The 15,855-nt window shown below is 72.8% G+C and carries 13 protein-coding genes, 1 tRNA gene and 1 pseudogene; 9 read left to right on the top strand and 6 right to left on the bottom strand.

All coding sequences use genetic code 11. The annotated features are described in order from the left end of the window. The first annotated feature begins 107 nt into the window (after positions 1-107). The 5 genes from tmk (at position 108) to UQW22_RS02180 (ending at position 5,610) form a co-directional block, all read left to right on the top strand. Entirely contained in the window at positions 108-749 is a 642-nt protein-coding gene (tmk, locus tag UQW22_RS02200) for a dTMP kinase (RefSeq protein ID WP_407319210.1), read from the top strand. Next, a complete protein-coding gene (locus UQW22_RS02195; protein ID WP_407319208.1) occupies positions 746-1,930 on the top strand; it encodes a DNA polymerase III subunit delta' in 1,185 nt (394 codons plus the stop codon). Before tmk ends, UQW22_RS02195 begins: the two co-directional genes overlap by 4 nt. A 126-nt stretch (positions 1,931-2,056) precedes the next feature. Next, entirely contained in the window at positions 2,057-3,757 is a 1,701-nt protein-coding gene (locus UQW22_RS02190) for an enoyl-CoA hydratase-related protein (protein WP_407319207.1), read from the top strand. A gap of 41 nt (positions 3,758-3,798) precedes the next feature. Further along, positions 3,799-5,379, top strand: a complete 1,581-nt coding sequence (locus UQW22_RS02185) for an alpha/beta hydrolase (protein WP_407319206.1) — start codon at positions 3,799-3,801, stop codon at positions 5,377-5,379. A gap of 158 nt (positions 5,380-5,537) precedes the next feature. Next, positions 5,538-5,610 (top strand) — tRNA-Thr (locus tag UQW22_RS02180). Positions 5,611-5,702: 92 nt separating this feature from the next. On the opposite strand, the gene UQW22_RS02175 is transcribed toward UQW22_RS02180, so the two are convergent. Both UQW22_RS02175 and UQW22_RS02170 read right to left on the bottom strand, forming a co-directional pair. Beyond that, positions 5,703-6,059, bottom strand: a complete 357-nt coding sequence (locus UQW22_RS02175) for a hypothetical protein (RefSeq protein WP_407319205.1) — start codon at positions 6,057-6,059, stop codon at positions 5,703-5,705. Between the two features lie 260 nt (positions 6,060-6,319). Next, positions 6,320-6,451 (bottom strand): annotated as a pseudogene (locus UQW22_RS02170) (uracil-DNA glycosylase family protein); the annotation flags it as partial. A 53-nt stretch (positions 6,452-6,504) separates the two neighbouring features. Here UQW22_RS02170 and def point away from each other — a divergent pair. Beyond that, positions 6,505-7,191: a peptide deformylase gene (gene def / locus UQW22_RS02165; RefSeq protein WP_407319204.1), complete on the top strand. Its 687-nt coding sequence runs from the start codon at positions 6,505-6,507 to the stop codon at positions 7,189-7,191. A gap of 8 nt (positions 7,192-7,199) precedes the next feature. On the opposite strand, the gene UQW22_RS02160 is transcribed toward def, so the two are convergent. Both UQW22_RS02160 and UQW22_RS02155 read right to left on the bottom strand, forming a co-directional pair. Continuing rightward, positions 7,200-8,033, bottom strand: coding sequence for a hypothetical protein (locus UQW22_RS02160; protein WP_407319203.1), 834 nt, complete (start codon positions 8,031-8,033; stop codon positions 7,200-7,202). A gap of 101 nt (positions 8,034-8,134) precedes the next feature. Further along, positions 8,135-8,719, bottom strand: coding sequence for an alpha/beta family hydrolase (locus UQW22_RS02155; protein WP_407319201.1), 585 nt, complete (start codon positions 8,717-8,719; stop codon positions 8,135-8,137). Between the two features lie 68 nt (positions 8,720-8,787). Here UQW22_RS02155 and UQW22_RS02150 point away from each other — a divergent pair, with 68 nt between their 5' ends. Both UQW22_RS02150 and UQW22_RS02145 read left to right on the top strand, forming a co-directional pair. Then, positions 8,788-9,822, top strand: a complete 1,035-nt coding sequence (locus UQW22_RS02150; RefSeq protein ID WP_407319200.1) for a family 43 glycosylhydrolase — start codon at positions 8,788-8,790, stop codon at positions 9,820-9,822. Between the two features lie 193 nt (positions 9,823-10,015). Further along, positions 10,016-11,347, top strand: coding sequence for an oligosaccharide MFS transporter (locus UQW22_RS02145; protein ID WP_407319198.1), 1,332 nt, complete (start codon positions 10,016-10,018; stop codon positions 11,345-11,347). Here UQW22_RS02145 and UQW22_RS02140 read toward each other — a convergent pair. Further along, entirely contained in the window at positions 11,328-12,233 is a 906-nt protein-coding gene (locus UQW22_RS02140) for a universal stress protein (RefSeq protein ID WP_407319196.1), read from the bottom strand. The two genes, UQW22_RS02145 and UQW22_RS02140, sit on opposite strands and share 20 nt — an antisense overlap. Positions 12,234-12,294: 61 nt before the next feature. Further along, complete coding sequence (locus UQW22_RS02135; protein WP_407319194.1) at positions 12,295-12,987, bottom strand: hypothetical protein; 693 nt, start codon at positions 12,985-12,987, stop codon at positions 12,295-12,297. A 209-nt stretch (positions 12,988-13,196) separates the two neighbouring features. Here UQW22_RS02135 and UQW22_RS02130 point away from each other — a divergent pair, with 209 nt between their 5' ends. Then, positions 13,197-15,764: an ATP-dependent Clp protease ATP-binding subunit gene (locus tag UQW22_RS02130; RefSeq protein WP_407319193.1), complete on the top strand. Its 2,568-nt coding sequence runs from the start codon at positions 13,197-13,199 to the stop codon at positions 15,762-15,764. The last annotated feature ends 91 nt before the right edge of the window (positions 15,765-15,855 follow it).

Below are 15,855 nucleotides of genomic sequence, written 5' to 3'. Positions count from 1 at the left end.
GGTGGTCGTCCCATCGTCCCACGGTCGTCCTTGCCGTGGCGGTGCCACCCGGGGGCGCCGGGAGCCCGAGGGCACGGGTGTCGGTGGGTCGCGGCTAGGGTGGCGCCGTGAGCACAGCACGGGGGTACTTCGTCTCGTTCGAGGGCGGCGACGGCGTGGGGAAGTCGACGCACGCACGCCTGCTGGGGGACTGGCTCGGTGAGGTCACCGGCCGGGAGGTCGTGCTGACCCGCGAGCCCGGGGGGACCGAGCTCGGCTCCGTGCTGCGGCAGGCGGTCCTGCACGGCGAGGATCTCGATCCCCGCACCGAGGCCCTGCTGTACGCCGCCGACCGCGCCCACCACGTGGCCACCGTCGTCCGCCCGGCGCTCGCGCGGGGCGCCGTCGTGGTCACCGACCGCTACCTCGACTCGTCGGTCGCCTACCAGGCCGGCGGGCGCGAGCTGGGCGAGGGGGAGGTGGAGGACCTCTCGCTCTGGGCGACCGGGGGGCTGCTGCCGGACGCCACGGTGCTGCTCGACCTCGACCCCGTCGAGGCGGCCGGCCGGCTCGTGGGCGCGCCGGACCGCTTGGAGCGGGCGGGTGACGCGTTCCACCGGCGCACCCGCGAGGCGTTCCTGCGGCGGGCCGCGGAGACGCCGCAGCGGTGGGTCGTCGTGGACTCCGCCGCACCGCGCGAGGACGTGCAGGCTCAGATCCGGGTCGACGTCGCCGCACGGCTCGGCCTCACGCCGGAGGTCCGCGCGTGACCAGCGGCACGAGCGTGTGGGACGACGTCGTCGGGCAGCCCGAGGCCGTGTCGGTGCTGCAGCGTGCGGCGAGCGATCCCGCGGCCATGACCCACGCCTGGCTGGTGACCGGTCCGCCGGGTTCCGGCCGGTCCGTCGCGGCCCGCGCCTTCGCAGCCGCCCTGCAGTGCACGGCCGGCCCGGCGGACCAGGGGAGCACGGGTCGCACGGCGCCTGGCTGCGGACGATGCCGTGCATGCACCACGACGCTCGCGGGGACGCACCCGGACCTGACGGTCGTCGCGACCGACAAGGTGGTCATCACGATCGACGAGGTGCGCGACCTCATCACGAAGGCGTCGCGGACCCCGTCCGGGGGGCGCTACCGGGTCATCGTCGTCGAGGACGCCGACCGGATGGCCGAGCGCACCACGAACGTGCTCCTCAAGTCGATCGAGGAACCACCGCCGCACACCGTCTGGGTGCTCTGCGCCCCCAGCGTCCAGGACGTGCTGCCCACCATCCGGTCGCGGTGCCGGGCGGTCGTCCTGCGCGTGCCGCCCGCCAGCGACGTCGCAGACCTACTCGTGCGCCGCGACGGCGTCGAACCCGGGCTCGCCCTGGACGCCGCCCGGGCCGCGCAGTCGCACGTCGGGCTGGCGCGCCGCCTCGCCCGCGACCCGGAGGCCCGCACCCGGCGCCGCGCCGTCCTCGAGGTCGCCCGGCGCATCCGCGGCGTCCCCGATGCCGTGCTCGCCGCCTCCGAGCTCGTCGAGGTCGCCAAGGCCGAGGCCACCGCGTCCACCACCGAGCGGGACGCCGCCGAGAAGGCCGAGCTGCTGCGGGCGCTCGGCGTCGGCGAGGGGGACACGCTGCCGCCCAAGCTGCGCTCCCAGCTCAAACAGCTCGAGGACGACCAGAAGCGCCGGGCCACCCGCCGCCAGCGCGACGTGCTCGACCGGTCGATGGTGGACCTGCTGTCCCTCTACCGCGACGTGCTCGTGGTCCAGCTCGGCGCCGAGGTCGAGCTGGTCAACAGCTCCCACGCCGACGTGGTCCGGTCGCTGGCCCGCGACGCCACGCCCGAGCAGACCGTGCGGCGCATGGACGCGATCGGCCAGGCGCGCGAGCGCCTCGAGGGCAACGTCGCGCCGCTGCTGGCTCTCGAGGCGATGACCATCGCGCTGCGCCCGCAGGGCTGACCCCGCCTGCGCGGGCGCCGTCGTCCTCTGGCCGGGGGCGGATGTCAAGGTACATCTTGCTTTTTCACCCGGTTTGCCCTGTGATCGTCCGTGGCGTGCCATCCGGGCACTCCGACGACGAAGAGGATGATGATGCGGATCCTGCTGCTGGTCTCGGCGTTCAACGGTCTCACGCAGCGCGCCTGGTGCGCGCTCACCGATGCCGGTCACGACGTCGGCGTCGAGATCGCACCGACGTTCGACTCGCCGGAGGCGCTGACGGCGGCCGTGGCAGACGCCGACCCCGACCTGATCCTGTGCCCGTTCCTCAAGCACCGCGTGCCGCAGGAGGTGTGGGACCGGTGGACCACCGTCGTCGTCCACCCCGGTCCGGTCGGCGACCGCGGACCGTCCTCGCTGGACCACGCGATCCTCAACCGCCAGGAGCGGTGGGGCGTGACGGCGCTGTCCACCGTCGAAGAGATGGACGCCGGGCCGGTGTGGGCCACGTCCACGTTCTCGATGCCCGACGCCCCCGTGGCGAAGAGCGCCCTGTACAACGGCCCGGTCGCGGAAGCGGCCATGGCCTGCGTCACCGAGGTGGTGCGGATGGTCGCCGACGGTGAGGAACCGGTTCCGGCCGACGAGCTGCCCCGCGACGTCCCCGGGACGGGGGAGCTGCCGCTGCTGCGCCGGGCGGCGTTCGAGGTGGACTGGTCCCTCGGGGTCGAGGAGCTGGCCCGCCGGGTCGCCGCCGCCGACGGCGCCCCCGGCGCCCCCGCCGAGGTCGACGGCGAGCGGTACTGCCTGTTCGACGCCGTCGCGACGCCGGACGTGCTGGACCCGCAGGCAGCGCCGGGGAGCGTCGTCGGCCACGACGTCGACGCCGTCGCCCTGGCGGCCACCGACGGCACCCTGTGGGTCGGGTACGCGGCGACCCTCGGCGCGCGGCGCGGCACCAAGCTGCCGGCGCCCGCCGTCCTGGACCCGCAGGCGGCATCGCCCCGGCACGAGGCTCCCGCCGAGCTGGCCGAGTCCCGCTACGAGCGCGACGGCGACGTCGGCGTCCTGACGTTCCGCTCGTACAACGGCGCGATGCACACCGAGCAGTGCCGCAGGCTCACCGCCGCCGTGCAGGCCGCCCGCCTGGACGACACCACCGTGCTCGTCCTGCGAGGTACCGACAGCCTGTTCTCCAACGGCATCCACCTCGGCGTCATCGACGCGGCCGAGGACCCCGCCGCCGAGGCCTGGGCGAACATCCAGGCCATCGACGACCTGTGCGAGGCGATCGCCGGTGCCGAGCAGCTCACCGTGGCGGCGTTCACGGCCAGCGCCGGGGCCGGCGGCGTCATGACCGGGCTCTGCGCCGACGTCGCGCTCTCCCGGGACGGCGTGGTGCTCAACCCGTACTACGACATGGGGATCTACGGCTCCGAGCTGCACACCTGGTCCGTCACGGCACGGGTCGGCGAGGACGTCGCCGACCGCCTGCTGACCCGCTGCCTGCCCGTCTCGGCGCACCAGGCGGCCGAGCTCGGGCTGATCGACGGCGTCGGCCCGCGGAACGCCGCCGAGTTCGACGCGTGGCTCGCCAAGCGGGCCGCCGAGCTGGCCGGACCGACCGAGCGGGAAGCGGCGGAGCAGACGGCCCGGCGTCGCGCCCCCGAGCGCCCGCTGTCCTACCACCGCACCATCGAGCTGGCCGAGATGGCCCGCGACCTCTTCGACGACCGTCACGGCTTCGCGGCGCGCCGCCAGGACTTCCTGCGCAAGGCTGCCGCGTCCGAGACGCCCGGGCGGCTGCGCTTCGCCGGTTCCCCGAAGGCGCTCGCGGAGGTTCGGTGAATGGCGGCCGGACGCTCGCGGCCGGCCGGTAGGTTGTCCTCGTGAAGTTCACCCCCCGCCCGAGTCCGTCGTCCCCTCGCTCGAACGGTCGCCTCCCCGGCGGCGTGACCGGGGCGCTCGTCCTGAGCGTCGCCGGGCTGCTCCTGGTCGCCGGCTGCACGGCGGACGCCCCGGGCAAGGAGCAGGCACCCGCCGGCGAGGCCACCTCGTCCGCCGGAGGCGGCGCGCCCGACGGGTACGAGGAGTTCTACGGCCAGGACGTGGTGTGGCGCGAGTGCCGCACCGACTTCGAGTGCGCCACGGTGGCGGCGCCCCTGTCCTGGAGCGACCCGGACGCCGGCGAGATCGAGCTCGAGCTGATGCGGACCCGGGCCAGCGGCGACCGGATCGGGTCGCTCCTGGTGAACCCGGGCGGACCTGGCGGGTCCGGCGTCGACTATCTCGAGGCCGCCTCCGGCAGCCTCGGCGAGCGGGTCCGGGAGGCGTACGACGTCGTCGGGTTCGACCCGCGGGGGGTGCGGGAATCGTCCGAGGTCGTCTGCTACGACGACGCCGAGAAGGACGAGTACCTCAGCGAGGACTTCGACCTGTCGACCGACGAGGGGATCGTCGGCGCCCGCGAGTCGAGCGCCGCGTGGGCGCAGGCCTGCGCGGAGAACACCGGCGAGCTGCTCGGCAACGTCGACACCCAGAGCGCGGCGAGGGACATGGACATGCTGCGCGCGGCGCTCGGCGACGAGGAGCTGCACTACCTCGGCTTCTCGTACGGCACGAGCCTGGGGGCGACGTACGCCGGGCTGTTCCCCGAGCGCGCCGGCCGTCTGGTGCTGGACGGGGCCATCGACCCGCGGATCGGCTCCGCCGAGATGTCCGCCGGTCAGGCGGTCGGCTTCGAGAACGCGCTGCGCGCCTACGTCGGCGACTGCCAGGCCGGACCGGACTGCCCGCTGACCGGAACGGTGGACGACGGCATGGAGCAGGTGCGCAGCGTGCTCGACCAGGCGCTCGAGCGCCCGTACCCGACCGACGGCGACCGGGTGGTGACACAGACGCTCGCCTTCTACGGCGTCGCCGTCACTCTCTACGACGAGCAGAGCTGGCCGCTGCTGACCCAGGCGCTCGACGAGGCGATCGGCAGCGGCACCGGGTCGATGCTGCTGTACCTGGCGGACTTCTACAACGACCGGAACGCCGACGGTTCCTTCGCCACCAACTCCACCGAGGCGTTCACCGCGATCAACTGCCTGGACGGCCGCAGCTCCGACGACGTCGAGACCATGCGGGAGCAGGCCGCCGAGATCGAGGAGGCGGCGCCCACCATGGGGTCGTTCTTCGGCTACGACGGCCTCACCTGCGCCGACTGGCCCCACCCCGTGGTGGAGCAGGAGTACGACGTCGCCGCCCCCGGCGCGGCGCCCATCGTGGTCGTCGGCACCACGAACGATCCCGCGACGCCGTACGTGTGGTCCGAGGGCATGGCCGAGGCGCTCGACTCCGGCGTCCTCGTGACCTACGAGGGCGAGGGGCACACCGCCTACGGGCGGTCGAACGACTGCATCATGGACGCCGTGGACAGCTACCTCGTCGACGGCACCGTGCCGGAGGACGGCCTCACCTGCTGACGGGTCCTCGAGGTAGCGCCCGGCCCGCCGAGGTAGCGCTGAGGGTGCCGGGGTAGCGCTGAAGAGCGCGCCAGGGCTCCTTTTGGAGTCCGGGCCCGCGTTCGGGTACTGTGGGCGCGCCCGCTGATCGAGGTCCTGTCCCGGTCGCGCTCGGGCACGCCGCCTTAGCTCAGTCGGTAGAGCGGTTCACTCGTAATGAACAGGTCGTCGGTTCGATTCCGACAGGCGGCTCACCACACGAAGGGTCCCGGAACCAAGCGTTCCGGGACCCTTCGTCGTCGAGCGGCGGATGGTCAGCCACGCGGGTGCGAGCTCGTGCCTGGTCAGCCACGCGGGTGCGAGCTCGTGCCCTGGTACCGGTCCGGCGGGGAGGGCTCGGCCGCCGTCTGCGGCGTGGCCTTGCTCCCGTGACGGGTCTCGCCCTGCGGGGGCGGCGCATCGGGGTCGCCGCCGGACGGCTGGGCGCCCTGGCGGAGCTCCTCCAGCCGCTGCTCGAGCACGGTCAGCACGGGCAGCCGGTTGCCGTGCGAGCGCTCGTAGGCGATCACCTTCTCGAGGGCACCCGCGTCGAGCGGGCGGACCCGGTGCGCGAGCGTGCCCACCGGGAGGTGGTCGTAGTCGGGGAGCGGCAGGTCGTCGTGGGCGGGCGCCGGGGTCTCGTGCGTCCGGTCGTCGGTCATGGCTTCCTCCCTGAACGCGGGACGGTGGGTCCTCGACCGTAGGCACTCCGGCCGTCGTCACGCATCTCGGTCGGCACGCCTGAGGCAGCAGCACGCCCGAGGCGGTCAGCCCGTCGTCGACGCCGCGGCGACACGCAGGTCCTCGACGAGGTGGTCGAACGCCTCGGCCCGGTCCGCCCGGTCCCGCAGGCGCACCACCGACGAGGGTGGGTCGTGACGACGCCGCCGCCGTCCGGGAGCGCGGCACCCGCCGCGTCACCGGCGTCGAGGACCTCGCCGCGGACGTCGCGGATCGTGACCGTCCGGCCGAGGACGGCGCGAGCAGCCGTCGTCCCGAGGGCGACGACGACGTCGGGCCGGAGCGACGAGAGCTCGGCCTCGAGCCACGGCAGGCAGGCCCTCGGGGTCGACCTTCCACGACGCGTGCGCCGGTAGGCTCGCGTCCATGGCTTGGAGCTTCGGGCGGCGGCGTCCCACCACCTACCTGCTGGGTGGGGCGGTCGACCCCTACCCGGCGCAGGTGCCCGAAGGGCGACGGGGCCGGGTGCGGCGGATCACCGAGATCGGGGAGCTGGTGCTGCACACCCCGGCGCGCACGGTGACGGAGTTCTCGACGCCGGAGCTGGCCCGTCTGGTCGAGGACCTCTTCACCACCATGGAGGTGGCGCAGGGGGTCGGGCTGGCCGCGCCGCAGATCGGGGTCGACCTGCGGGTCTTCGTCTACGACCTCACCGACGAGCGGGGCGACCGGCACGTGGGTCACGTCGTCAACCCCGAGCTGGAGGTCGACACGACGGCGGAGCTGATCACCGAGGAGGAGGGTTGCCTGTCCGTGCCGGGCGCCTACGTCCCGCTGGCGCGTCGGGGGGCGGCCTGCGTCCGGGGCGTCGACCAGCACGGTGGTCCGGTGCAGCTCGACGCCGTCGGCTTCCTGGCGCGGTGCTTCGTGCACGAGACCCAGCACCTGGACGGCACCCTCTACTGGGACCACCTGTCGGCCGCCGACCAGCGCGACGCGCTGCGGCAGCGGGACGAGGAGCGTCCCGACGTGCTGGCGACGCGCCGGGAGATCGCGATCGAGCTCGGCAAGACGCCCGCCGACTATCCCGACCGGCCGGCCGGCGGGCGCTGAGGCCGGGCTCAGTCCTCGCCGCGCCGCATCCGCCACACGACGACGCCGCCGGCGGTGAGGCCGACGGCGGCCAGTCCCAGCCCGGTCGCGGCCCACAGCTCGCCGTCGGTGACGTCGTCCTGCGCCGCTGTGTCGTGCCGGTCGTCGATCACCGGCAGGTCACCGCTGAAGCTGCGACCGAGGGCCTCGAACTGCTCGGTGCGCATCGCCTCGGCGACGGCCGCGACCGACGGCGACGGGGACGGCGATGGCGTCGGGCTGGTGGTGGGGCTCGCCGACGGCGTGGGGCCGGGCGTCGGCGTGGGGCTGGGCGTGGGCTCGGCGGAGGCCGTGGAGGACGGCTCGGCCGTGGAGGGCGTGGGTTCCGGCTTTTCGGCCTCGGGTTTCGGTTCGCTCGGCTCGGTGGTGGTTGTCGGCGACGGGCTCGGCGACGTGTCCTCGGCGTTCGGCGCCGGGGCGGGCTCCGCCGTCGCCGGCTCGGTGCAGCGCGTGTCCCGGCGGGACTCGTGCCACTCGCCGACGTCGGGCACGTGGACGTAGGTGACGCAGTACCCGTCGGGCATCTCGGCCGCCGCGCCGGTGAACGGCACGTACCCGCTGGCCCCGCGGAGGGGTTCGGTCAGCCACGCGTAGTCCCAGCCCTCGAGGCTGCGGACGGAGTACCCGACGTCCCGGTCCCGGTCCCGGTCCCGGTCATCGACCTCCTTGCCGTCGAACGTCACGCCGTCGGCGGTGACGGTCAGGTCGTCGTCGGCCGCGGCGGGCGCCTGCGCCGCGGCGGTCAGGCCGGTCGCGAGGGCGCCCACGAGCAGGGCACGGACCGCAAGGCTGGCGACGCGCACGCGTGACCTTCCGACGCTGGGTGCCGGGGGGCCGGCGGGGCGAACCACATCGTAGAGGACACGCCGCGGGCGTCGGTCCGCCCGCCCGTGCGGCCCTCGTGTCAGAGCACGGCGAGCCAGTCGACGACGGCGCGCGCGACGGCGTCGTCCTGGTTCCGGACGTCGTGGGCGCCGGGGAGCGTGACCTGGGTGACCGGGCCGGGGATCGCGGCGGCGTGCTCCGCGAGCTCCGCGGGGGTGCCGAACGGGTCGCGGTCACCGGAGACGAAGAGGACGGGGACGTGGAGGGCGCCGAAGTGCTCGACGCGCAGCTTCGCGGGCTTGCCGGGCGGGTGCAGGGGATAGCTGAGGAGCACGAGTCCCGCGGCGGGCAGCCCTTCGGCCACCGCCATCGAGCACATCCGACCGCCGTAGGAGCGGCCGCCGAGGAGGAGCCGGTCGGTGCCGACGTCGAGGCGATTGGCGAGCCGCTCGGCCTCCGCACGCAGGTGGGCGGTCGCCACGGGTGGCCGGTCGGGCATCCGGCGGCCGGCGAGGCGGTACGGGAAGTCGACACGCTCGACGGTCAGTGCCATCGAGGCCGTGACGTGGTCGGCGACGGCGCGGAGCGAGTGGTGGTCGCGGTCCGCACCGGCGCCGGGGGTGAGCAGGAGTCCGGTGGGTGCGGACTGTGACAGGGCCGACATGGCCCCAGTGTCGCGCAGAGGGTAGCCTCAGGTGCTCTACATCGTTGTACAAGTTGAACGAGGACATCATGGCGGACCAGGTCATCAGCAACCCGATCGTGCTCCAGCGCGCCGACCCGCACGTGCTGCGCCACGACGGGCAGTACTACTTCACCGGTTCGCACCCGGCGTACGACCGCGTGGTGCTGCGGCGGGCAGAGAGCCTGGACGAGCTGCAGTCCGCCGGGGAGGTGACGATCTGGACCCGTCACGAGACCGGCCCGCAGTCCCGCCTCGTCTGGGCGCCGGAGATCCACCGGGTCGACGGCACCTGGTACGTCTACTACGCCGCCGCGCCGGACGACCACGGGACCGCCGACGCCCCGAGCGCGAACGAGACCTTCAACCACCGGGTGTTCGTCCTCGAGTGCACCGCCGAGGACCCGCTGACCGGCGAGTGGGTCGAGCGCGGCCAGGTCGACACAGGCTGGGAGAGCTTCGCGCTGGACGCGACGAGCTTCGTGCACAGGGGGCGGCAGTACCTCGTCTGGGCGCAGGAGGACCTCGAGGTCTACGGGCACTCGAACCTGTACATCGCGCGGATGGAGAACCCCTGGACGCTCGCCACGGCGGCGGTCGAGCTGACCCGCCCCGAGTTCGAGTGGGAGACCCGGGGGTTCTGGGTCAACGAGGGCCCGTCCGTGCTGGTCCGGGGCGGGCGGGTCTTCCTGACCTACTCCGGCGCGGCGACCGGCATCGACTACGCGATGGGGCTGCTCACGGCCGACGCGGGCGCCGACCTGCTGGACCCGGCCTCGTGGACCAAGAGCGTCGACCCGGTGTTCGTCTCGGACCCGTCGGTCGGGCAGTACGGTCCGGGGCACAACTCGTTCACGGAGTCGCCCGACGGCGAGACCGTCCTCGTCTACCACGCCCGCACCTACACCGAGATCACCGGCGACCCGCTGTGGGACCCCAACCGGCACGCGCGTGCCCAGGTGCTGCCGTTCGACGCCGACGGCGCGCCGGCGTGGGGGACGCCCGTGCCCGACACGCGCCCGGTGCCCACCTCCACCGACGTGCTGGCGCCCGACGGCGGGAGCATGGACTTTCTCACAGCCTGACGTCGCTGCAGGTCGGAGGGCTGCTGCGCGCCGAATGTGTGCTCCCGGCGCCATTACATCGTTTACCGTGACGGGTACGAGCACGATGACAGGCCGCTGTCGGCCGTGCCAGAACAGCCGGAAGGAAACCGATGACGGTCCAGCACGAACCCAGCACCCCGAGCGCGGCAGCCGCGACCCGGCGGGTGACGTCATGAGCGACGGGACGATCTCGAGCAGCGCCCCGGCCGGCGCCTCCACCCCGCGTGCCCGCGGCTCGCTGCGGAAGCCGACCTTCTGGAACGTCGGCGGGCTGTTCTTCTTCTACTTCGCGATCTGGCAGCTCGTCTTCACGTTCCTCTCGCCCTGGCTCGAGGAGCAGGCGGGGATGTCCAGCGGGAACATCGGCCTGCTCAACTCGGTGATGGCGCTGACCGCGCTGTGCCTGCAGCCGTTCTACGGCTTCATCCAGGACCGGCTCGGGTTCCGCAAGAACCTCTTCGCCGTCGTCGTCCTGGTGGGCGCCTTCATGGGCCCGTTCTTCGCCTTCGTCTTCGTGCCGATCGTCGACGTCAACCAGGTGCTCGGCGCCGTGGTCGGCGGCGTCTACCTGTCGCTCGTCCTCAACTCGGGGGTCGGCGTGGTCGAGGCCTTCAACGAGCGCGCGGCACGGGCGAACCGGTTCGAGTACGGTCACGTCCGGCTCTTCGGTTCCGTGGCCGGCGCGACAGCCTCCCTCGTCGGGGGCTTCCTCTGGGCCTCCGACCCCGACAACGTGTGGTGGGTCGGGACCTTCTCCGCCCTCGTCCTGGGCGCGCTGCTGTTCGTGGTCCGGACCCCGAGGCCTGGTGAGAAGGGCTACGAGGCCGTCGGTGGCGCCGCTGCGGACGAGCCGGACGCGCCGCGGGTCACCCAGGGCACGGTGCCGCACCTTCTCAAGGACCGGTCGTTCGTCGGGTTCATGGTCCTGATGTTCGGCACCGCCGCTCTCTACGACGTCTTCGACCAGCAGTACGCCATCTACTTCGGCAGCATGTTCGACGGCCTCGGGGACCCGCAGGTGCTGTTCTCCCGCGTGGTGTTCGTCCAGATCCTGCTCGAGGCCCTCGTGATGGTGGCGATGCCGTTCATCATCAACAGGATCGGCGCCAAGCGCGGCCTGCAGCTGTTCGTGCTGGTCCTGGTGGTCCGCGTCGTCGGGTCCGCGCTGTTCACGTCCACCGAGCTGCTCGTCGTGTGGCGGCTGCTCGCCGCGATCGAGATGCCGCTCATGCTGGTCTCGGTGTGGAAGTACCTCACCCGGATGTTCGACGTCCGGATCTCCGCGACGGCCTCCATGATCGGGTTCAACACCGCCAAGCAGATCGGGATCGTGATCTTCTCCTGGGTGTTCGGGCTCTCCTACGACGCCATCGGCTTCGGCGACTCCTACCTGATCATGGCTGGCGTCGTGCTCGTCGTGACAGCCGTCGCCAGCGTGCTCATGCGGGACGACCGGGGTCGGGTGGCGCCGGGGGCGGGCGACCTCAGCCGTGCAGCACCGTGACGGGGCACTCCGCGAAGTCCAGCACCTGACGGCTCGTCGAGCCGAGCAGCAGCCGGTCGAAGCCACCCAGCCCCCGCGCGCCGACCACGAGACGGTCAGCGCCCGCGGAGGCGTCGATGAGGACCTTCGCGGCCTGCCCGTGCACCACCTGGCGGTGCAGCCGGTCGGCCGACAGGTCCACGCCGGCCGCTGAGACGGCCGCGTCGAGGCACTCGCGGGCGAAGCGCTCGTAGTCGTTGATCGGCGGGGCCCACCCCCACGAGCCGGGCAGCGGCGCCAGGGTCGTGATCTGCCACGCGAAGACGGCCTCGAGGACCGCGTCGGAGCGCGCCGCCACCTCCGCGCCGTGCCGCAGCGCCGCGACGGACGGTTCCGACGTGTCCACGCCGACGACCACGCGCGGGGTGCCCGACGGCGGCGCCGCGGGTGCGTGCGAGGCGCCCGCCGTGGCGGCCACGTCGTCGGGCGTGCGCTCCGCCTCCGTGCGCTCGACGTGCCGCACCACGGTCACCGGGATCCGCGCGTGCTCCACGACGGTCGAGGAGACCGAACCGAGGATCCGTCGCCCGATGCGTGCTCGCCGTCGGCGGCCGAGCACGAGCATCTGCGCCTCCGCGCTGGCGGCGAGGAGCGCGTCCGGCACCGGGCCCGGCCGCACCGCGTACTCGGCGTCGAACCGGGCGTGCCGCTCGCGCGCCCGGTCCACGATCCGCGCCGTCTCGGCCTGGACCTCCTCCAGCACGGCCGTCAGCGCCGACTCGTCCGCAGCGGGAGCGACCCGCAGGACCGTCAGGGGGTGCCCGCTCGAGGCGGACTCCGCCACCGCCCAGTCCAGGGCCTCGTCGGCCTCCGACGACCCGTTCACGCCCACCACGATGCCTTCCATGCGGTCAGCGTAGGGCGGCCCCGGCCGGCCGGCAGCCCGGGCCGCGGCCCGGGCTGGTCCGTCACCGGCGGCGCGGCGCGCCCAGCAGCGAACGGATCGGGCGGGTCACCACGACGACGCGTTCTACCAGGTCGCTGGGACCGGTGACGACGAGGCCGCGGTCACCGAGCGGGACGTGGACGGCGGTGACCTCCCGCACCCGGACCCGCGTCGCCGGCAGGGTCGTGCCGTCGACCGCCAGCTCGGCCGGCTCCAGCGGGACGGCATCCACCTCCGTGACGATCGCCCGCATCGCGCTGCGGTAGTCCGCGAAGTCGTCGGCGAAGTCCGTCGTCCCGTGCGGCGTCGGGTCGTGGTCGGGCTCGACGGGCGCCGAGATGTCGGCGTGCAGCGGGGCGGCCAGCGCGCCGCTCGCCGCGGCCCGCACCACGTCCTCCACGGCGTCCGCGGCCACGGCCGTCCGCAAGGTCTCGACCTCGAACGCCTCGCGCGCGAAGGTGCGGTACGACCGGACGAACCGGTCCGACGTCGGGTCGGCCTCGTCGTCGTACCCGGTCAGCGCCTCGTCCTCCAGGTCGAGGCCCCACATCAGCGGGTCGACGACCTCGCCGACGACGCCGGAGAAGCGGGCCAGACGCGCGTCCACCGGGTCCCGGGGCCGCGGGCGGGCCTGGTCGCCGGGATGCTCGCCGGCCGTGCCCCGCCCCTGCTCGTCAGCCGTGCCCCGCTCGGCCTCGTGCCCGACGTCGTCCATGGTGGCCTCCCCGCTCGTGCCGACCCGTGCGTGTCTCCACCATCGCCCCGCGGGCGCGGGAACGGCAACGAGGCGCGCCGTCACGCCCCTGGCGAACAAGGGCATCTGGAGGGGGGTCGGCGTGTTGGGAGCGAATAGAGTCGTAGCGGTCAGGCTGTCGCCGTCGATCCGACGGGGCCAGGAAAACGCCGCTCGTGAGGGAGCAGCACATGTTCGAGAGATTTACGGACCGAGCCCGTCGGGTGGTCGTCCTCGCGCAGGAAGAAGCGAGGATGCTCAACCACAACTACATCGGGACCGAGCACATCCTCCTCGGCCTCATCCACGAGGGTGAGGGCGTGGCGGCGAAGGCGCTGGAGTCGTTGGGCATCTCGCTCGACGGCGTGCGCGCGCAGGTCACCGAGATCATCGGTGAGGGCCAGCAGGCCCCGAGCGGGCACATCCCGTTCACCCCGCGCGCCAAGAAGGTGCTGGAGCTGTCGCTGCGCGAGGCGCTGCAGCTCGGCCACAACTACATCGGCACCGAGCACATCCTGCTCGGCCTCATCCGTGAGGGTGAGGGCGTGGCGGCCCAGGTGCTCACCAAGATGGGTGCCGACCTGAACAAGGTGCGCCAGCAGGTCATCCAGCTGCTGAGCGGCTACCAGGGCAAGGAGCCCGTGGCCGCCGGCGGCCCGCAGGAGGGTCAGCCCTCCGGGTCCGCGGTGCTGGACCAGTTCGGCCGCAACCTGACGCAGGCCGCCCGCGAGGGCAAGCTCGACCCCGTCATCGGCCGCAAGCAGGAGGTCGAGCGGGTCATGCAGGTGCTGTCCCGCCGCACCAAGAACAACCCGGTGCTGATCGGCGAGCCCGGCGTCGGCAAGACGGCCGTCGTCGAGGGTCTCGCGCAGGACATCGTGCGCGGCGACGTGCCCGAGACGCTCAAGGACAAGCAGCTCTACACGCTGGACCTGGGTGCCCTCGTGGCCGGCTCGCGCTACCGCGGTGACTTCGAGGAGCGCCTCAAGAAGGTGCTCAAGGAGATCCGCACCCGCGGCGACATCATCCTGTTCATCGACGAGATCCACACGCTCGTCGGTGCCGGCGCTGCTGAAGGAGCGATCGACGCGGCCAGCATCCTCAAGCCGATGCTGGCGCGCGGCGAGCTGCAGACCATCGGCGCCACGACGCTCGACGAGTACCGCAAGCACGTCGAGAAGGACCCGGCGCTCGAGCGTCGTTTCCAGCCGATCCAGGTCAACGAGCCGTCGCTCGAGCACGCCATCGAGATCCTCAAGGGTCTGCGTGACCGCTACGAGGCGCACCACCGCGTGTCCATCACGGACGCCGCGCTCGTCTCGGCCGCCCAGCTCGCCGACCGGTACGTCAACGACCGGTACCTGCCGGACAAGGCGATCGACCTCATCGACGAGGCGGGCGCGCGCCTGCGCATCCGCCGCATGACGGCCCCGCCGGAGCTCAAGGAGCTCGACGAGCAGATCGCCGAGGCGCGCCGGGACAAGGAGTCGGCGATCGACGACCAGGACTTCGAGAAGGCCGCCGGCCTGCGCGACACCGAGAAGCAGCTCGCGCAGCAGCGGTCCGAGAAGGAGAAGGCCTGGAAGTCGGGCGACCTCGACACCGTCGCGGAGGTCGACGAGGAGCTCGTCGCCGAGGTGCTGGCGATGTCCACCGGCATCCCGGTCGTCAAGCTCACCGAGGAGGAGTCCAGCAAGCTCCTGCACATGGAGGACGAGCTGCACAAGCGGGTCGTCGGTCAGGACGTCGCCATCAAGGCGCTGTCCCAGGCGATCCGGCGTACCCGTGCCGGTCTGAAGGACCCGAAGCGTCCCGGTGGCTCGTTCATCTTCGCCGGCCCGACCGGCGTCGGGAAGACCGAGCTCGCCAAGGCGCTCGCGGAGTTCCTGTTCGGCGACGAGGACTCGCTGATCCAGCTCGACATGTCCGAGTTCTCGGAGAAGCACACGGTCTCGCGGCTGTTCGGCTCGCCCCCCGGCTACGTCGGGTACGACGAGGGTGGCCAGCTCACCGAGAAGGTGCGTCGTCGTCCGTTCTCCGTCGTGCTGTTCGACGAGGTGGAGAAGGCCCACGCGGACATCTTCAACTCGCTGCTGCAGGTGCTCGAGGACGGCCGGCTCACCGACTCCCAGGGTCGGGTGGTCGACTTCAAGAACACCGTCATCATCATGACGACGAACCTCGGTACCCGGGACATCGCCAAGGGCGTCCAGACCGGCTTCAACGCCGGCGGCGACCTGGCGACGGACTACCAGCGGATGCGGGCGAAGGTCAACGAGGAGCTCAAGCAGCACTTCCGGCCCGAGTTCCTCAACCGTGTCGACGACACGATCGTGTTCCCCCAGCTCTCGGAGCAGGAGATCATCGAGATCGTCGACCTCGAGGTCGCCAAGCTGGACAAGCGTCTGCGCGACAAGGACATGGGCATCGAACTCACGCCGGCGGCCAAGAAGCTGCTGGCGGAGAAGGGCTACGACCCGGTCCTCGGCGCCCGGCCGCTCAAGCGGGCCATCCAGCGGGAGATCGAGGACGCGCTGTCCGAGAAGATCCTGTTCGGCGAGCTGAAGTCCGGCGAGATGGTCCTCGTCGACGGCGAGGGCGAGGGCATCCTCGGGGAGTTCACCTTCCGCGGGGTGCCGAAGTCCGAGCACGACCGTGGACCCGTGTCGGTGGGCGCCGCCGCGGCGCTCGACGCGCCGACCGGTGTCTCCGTCAAGGACCTGCCGCCCACGGGGCAGATGCAGGCCGGCGCGGAGTGAGTCCCGCGTGATGCGCTGAGCGGAGCAGGACGAAGGCCCCGGACCCTCCTCACAGGGTCCGGGGCCTTCGTGGTGCCCGGAGCGGGGCGGC

The sequence above is a fragment of the Isoptericola halotolerans genome (assembly GCF_045689585.1).
GTDB classification, from domain to species: domain Bacteria; phylum Actinomycetota; class Actinomycetes; order Actinomycetales; family Cellulomonadaceae; genus Isoptericola; species Isoptericola halotolerans_B.
This window is presented reverse-complemented; position numbering and strand designations above follow the sequence as displayed.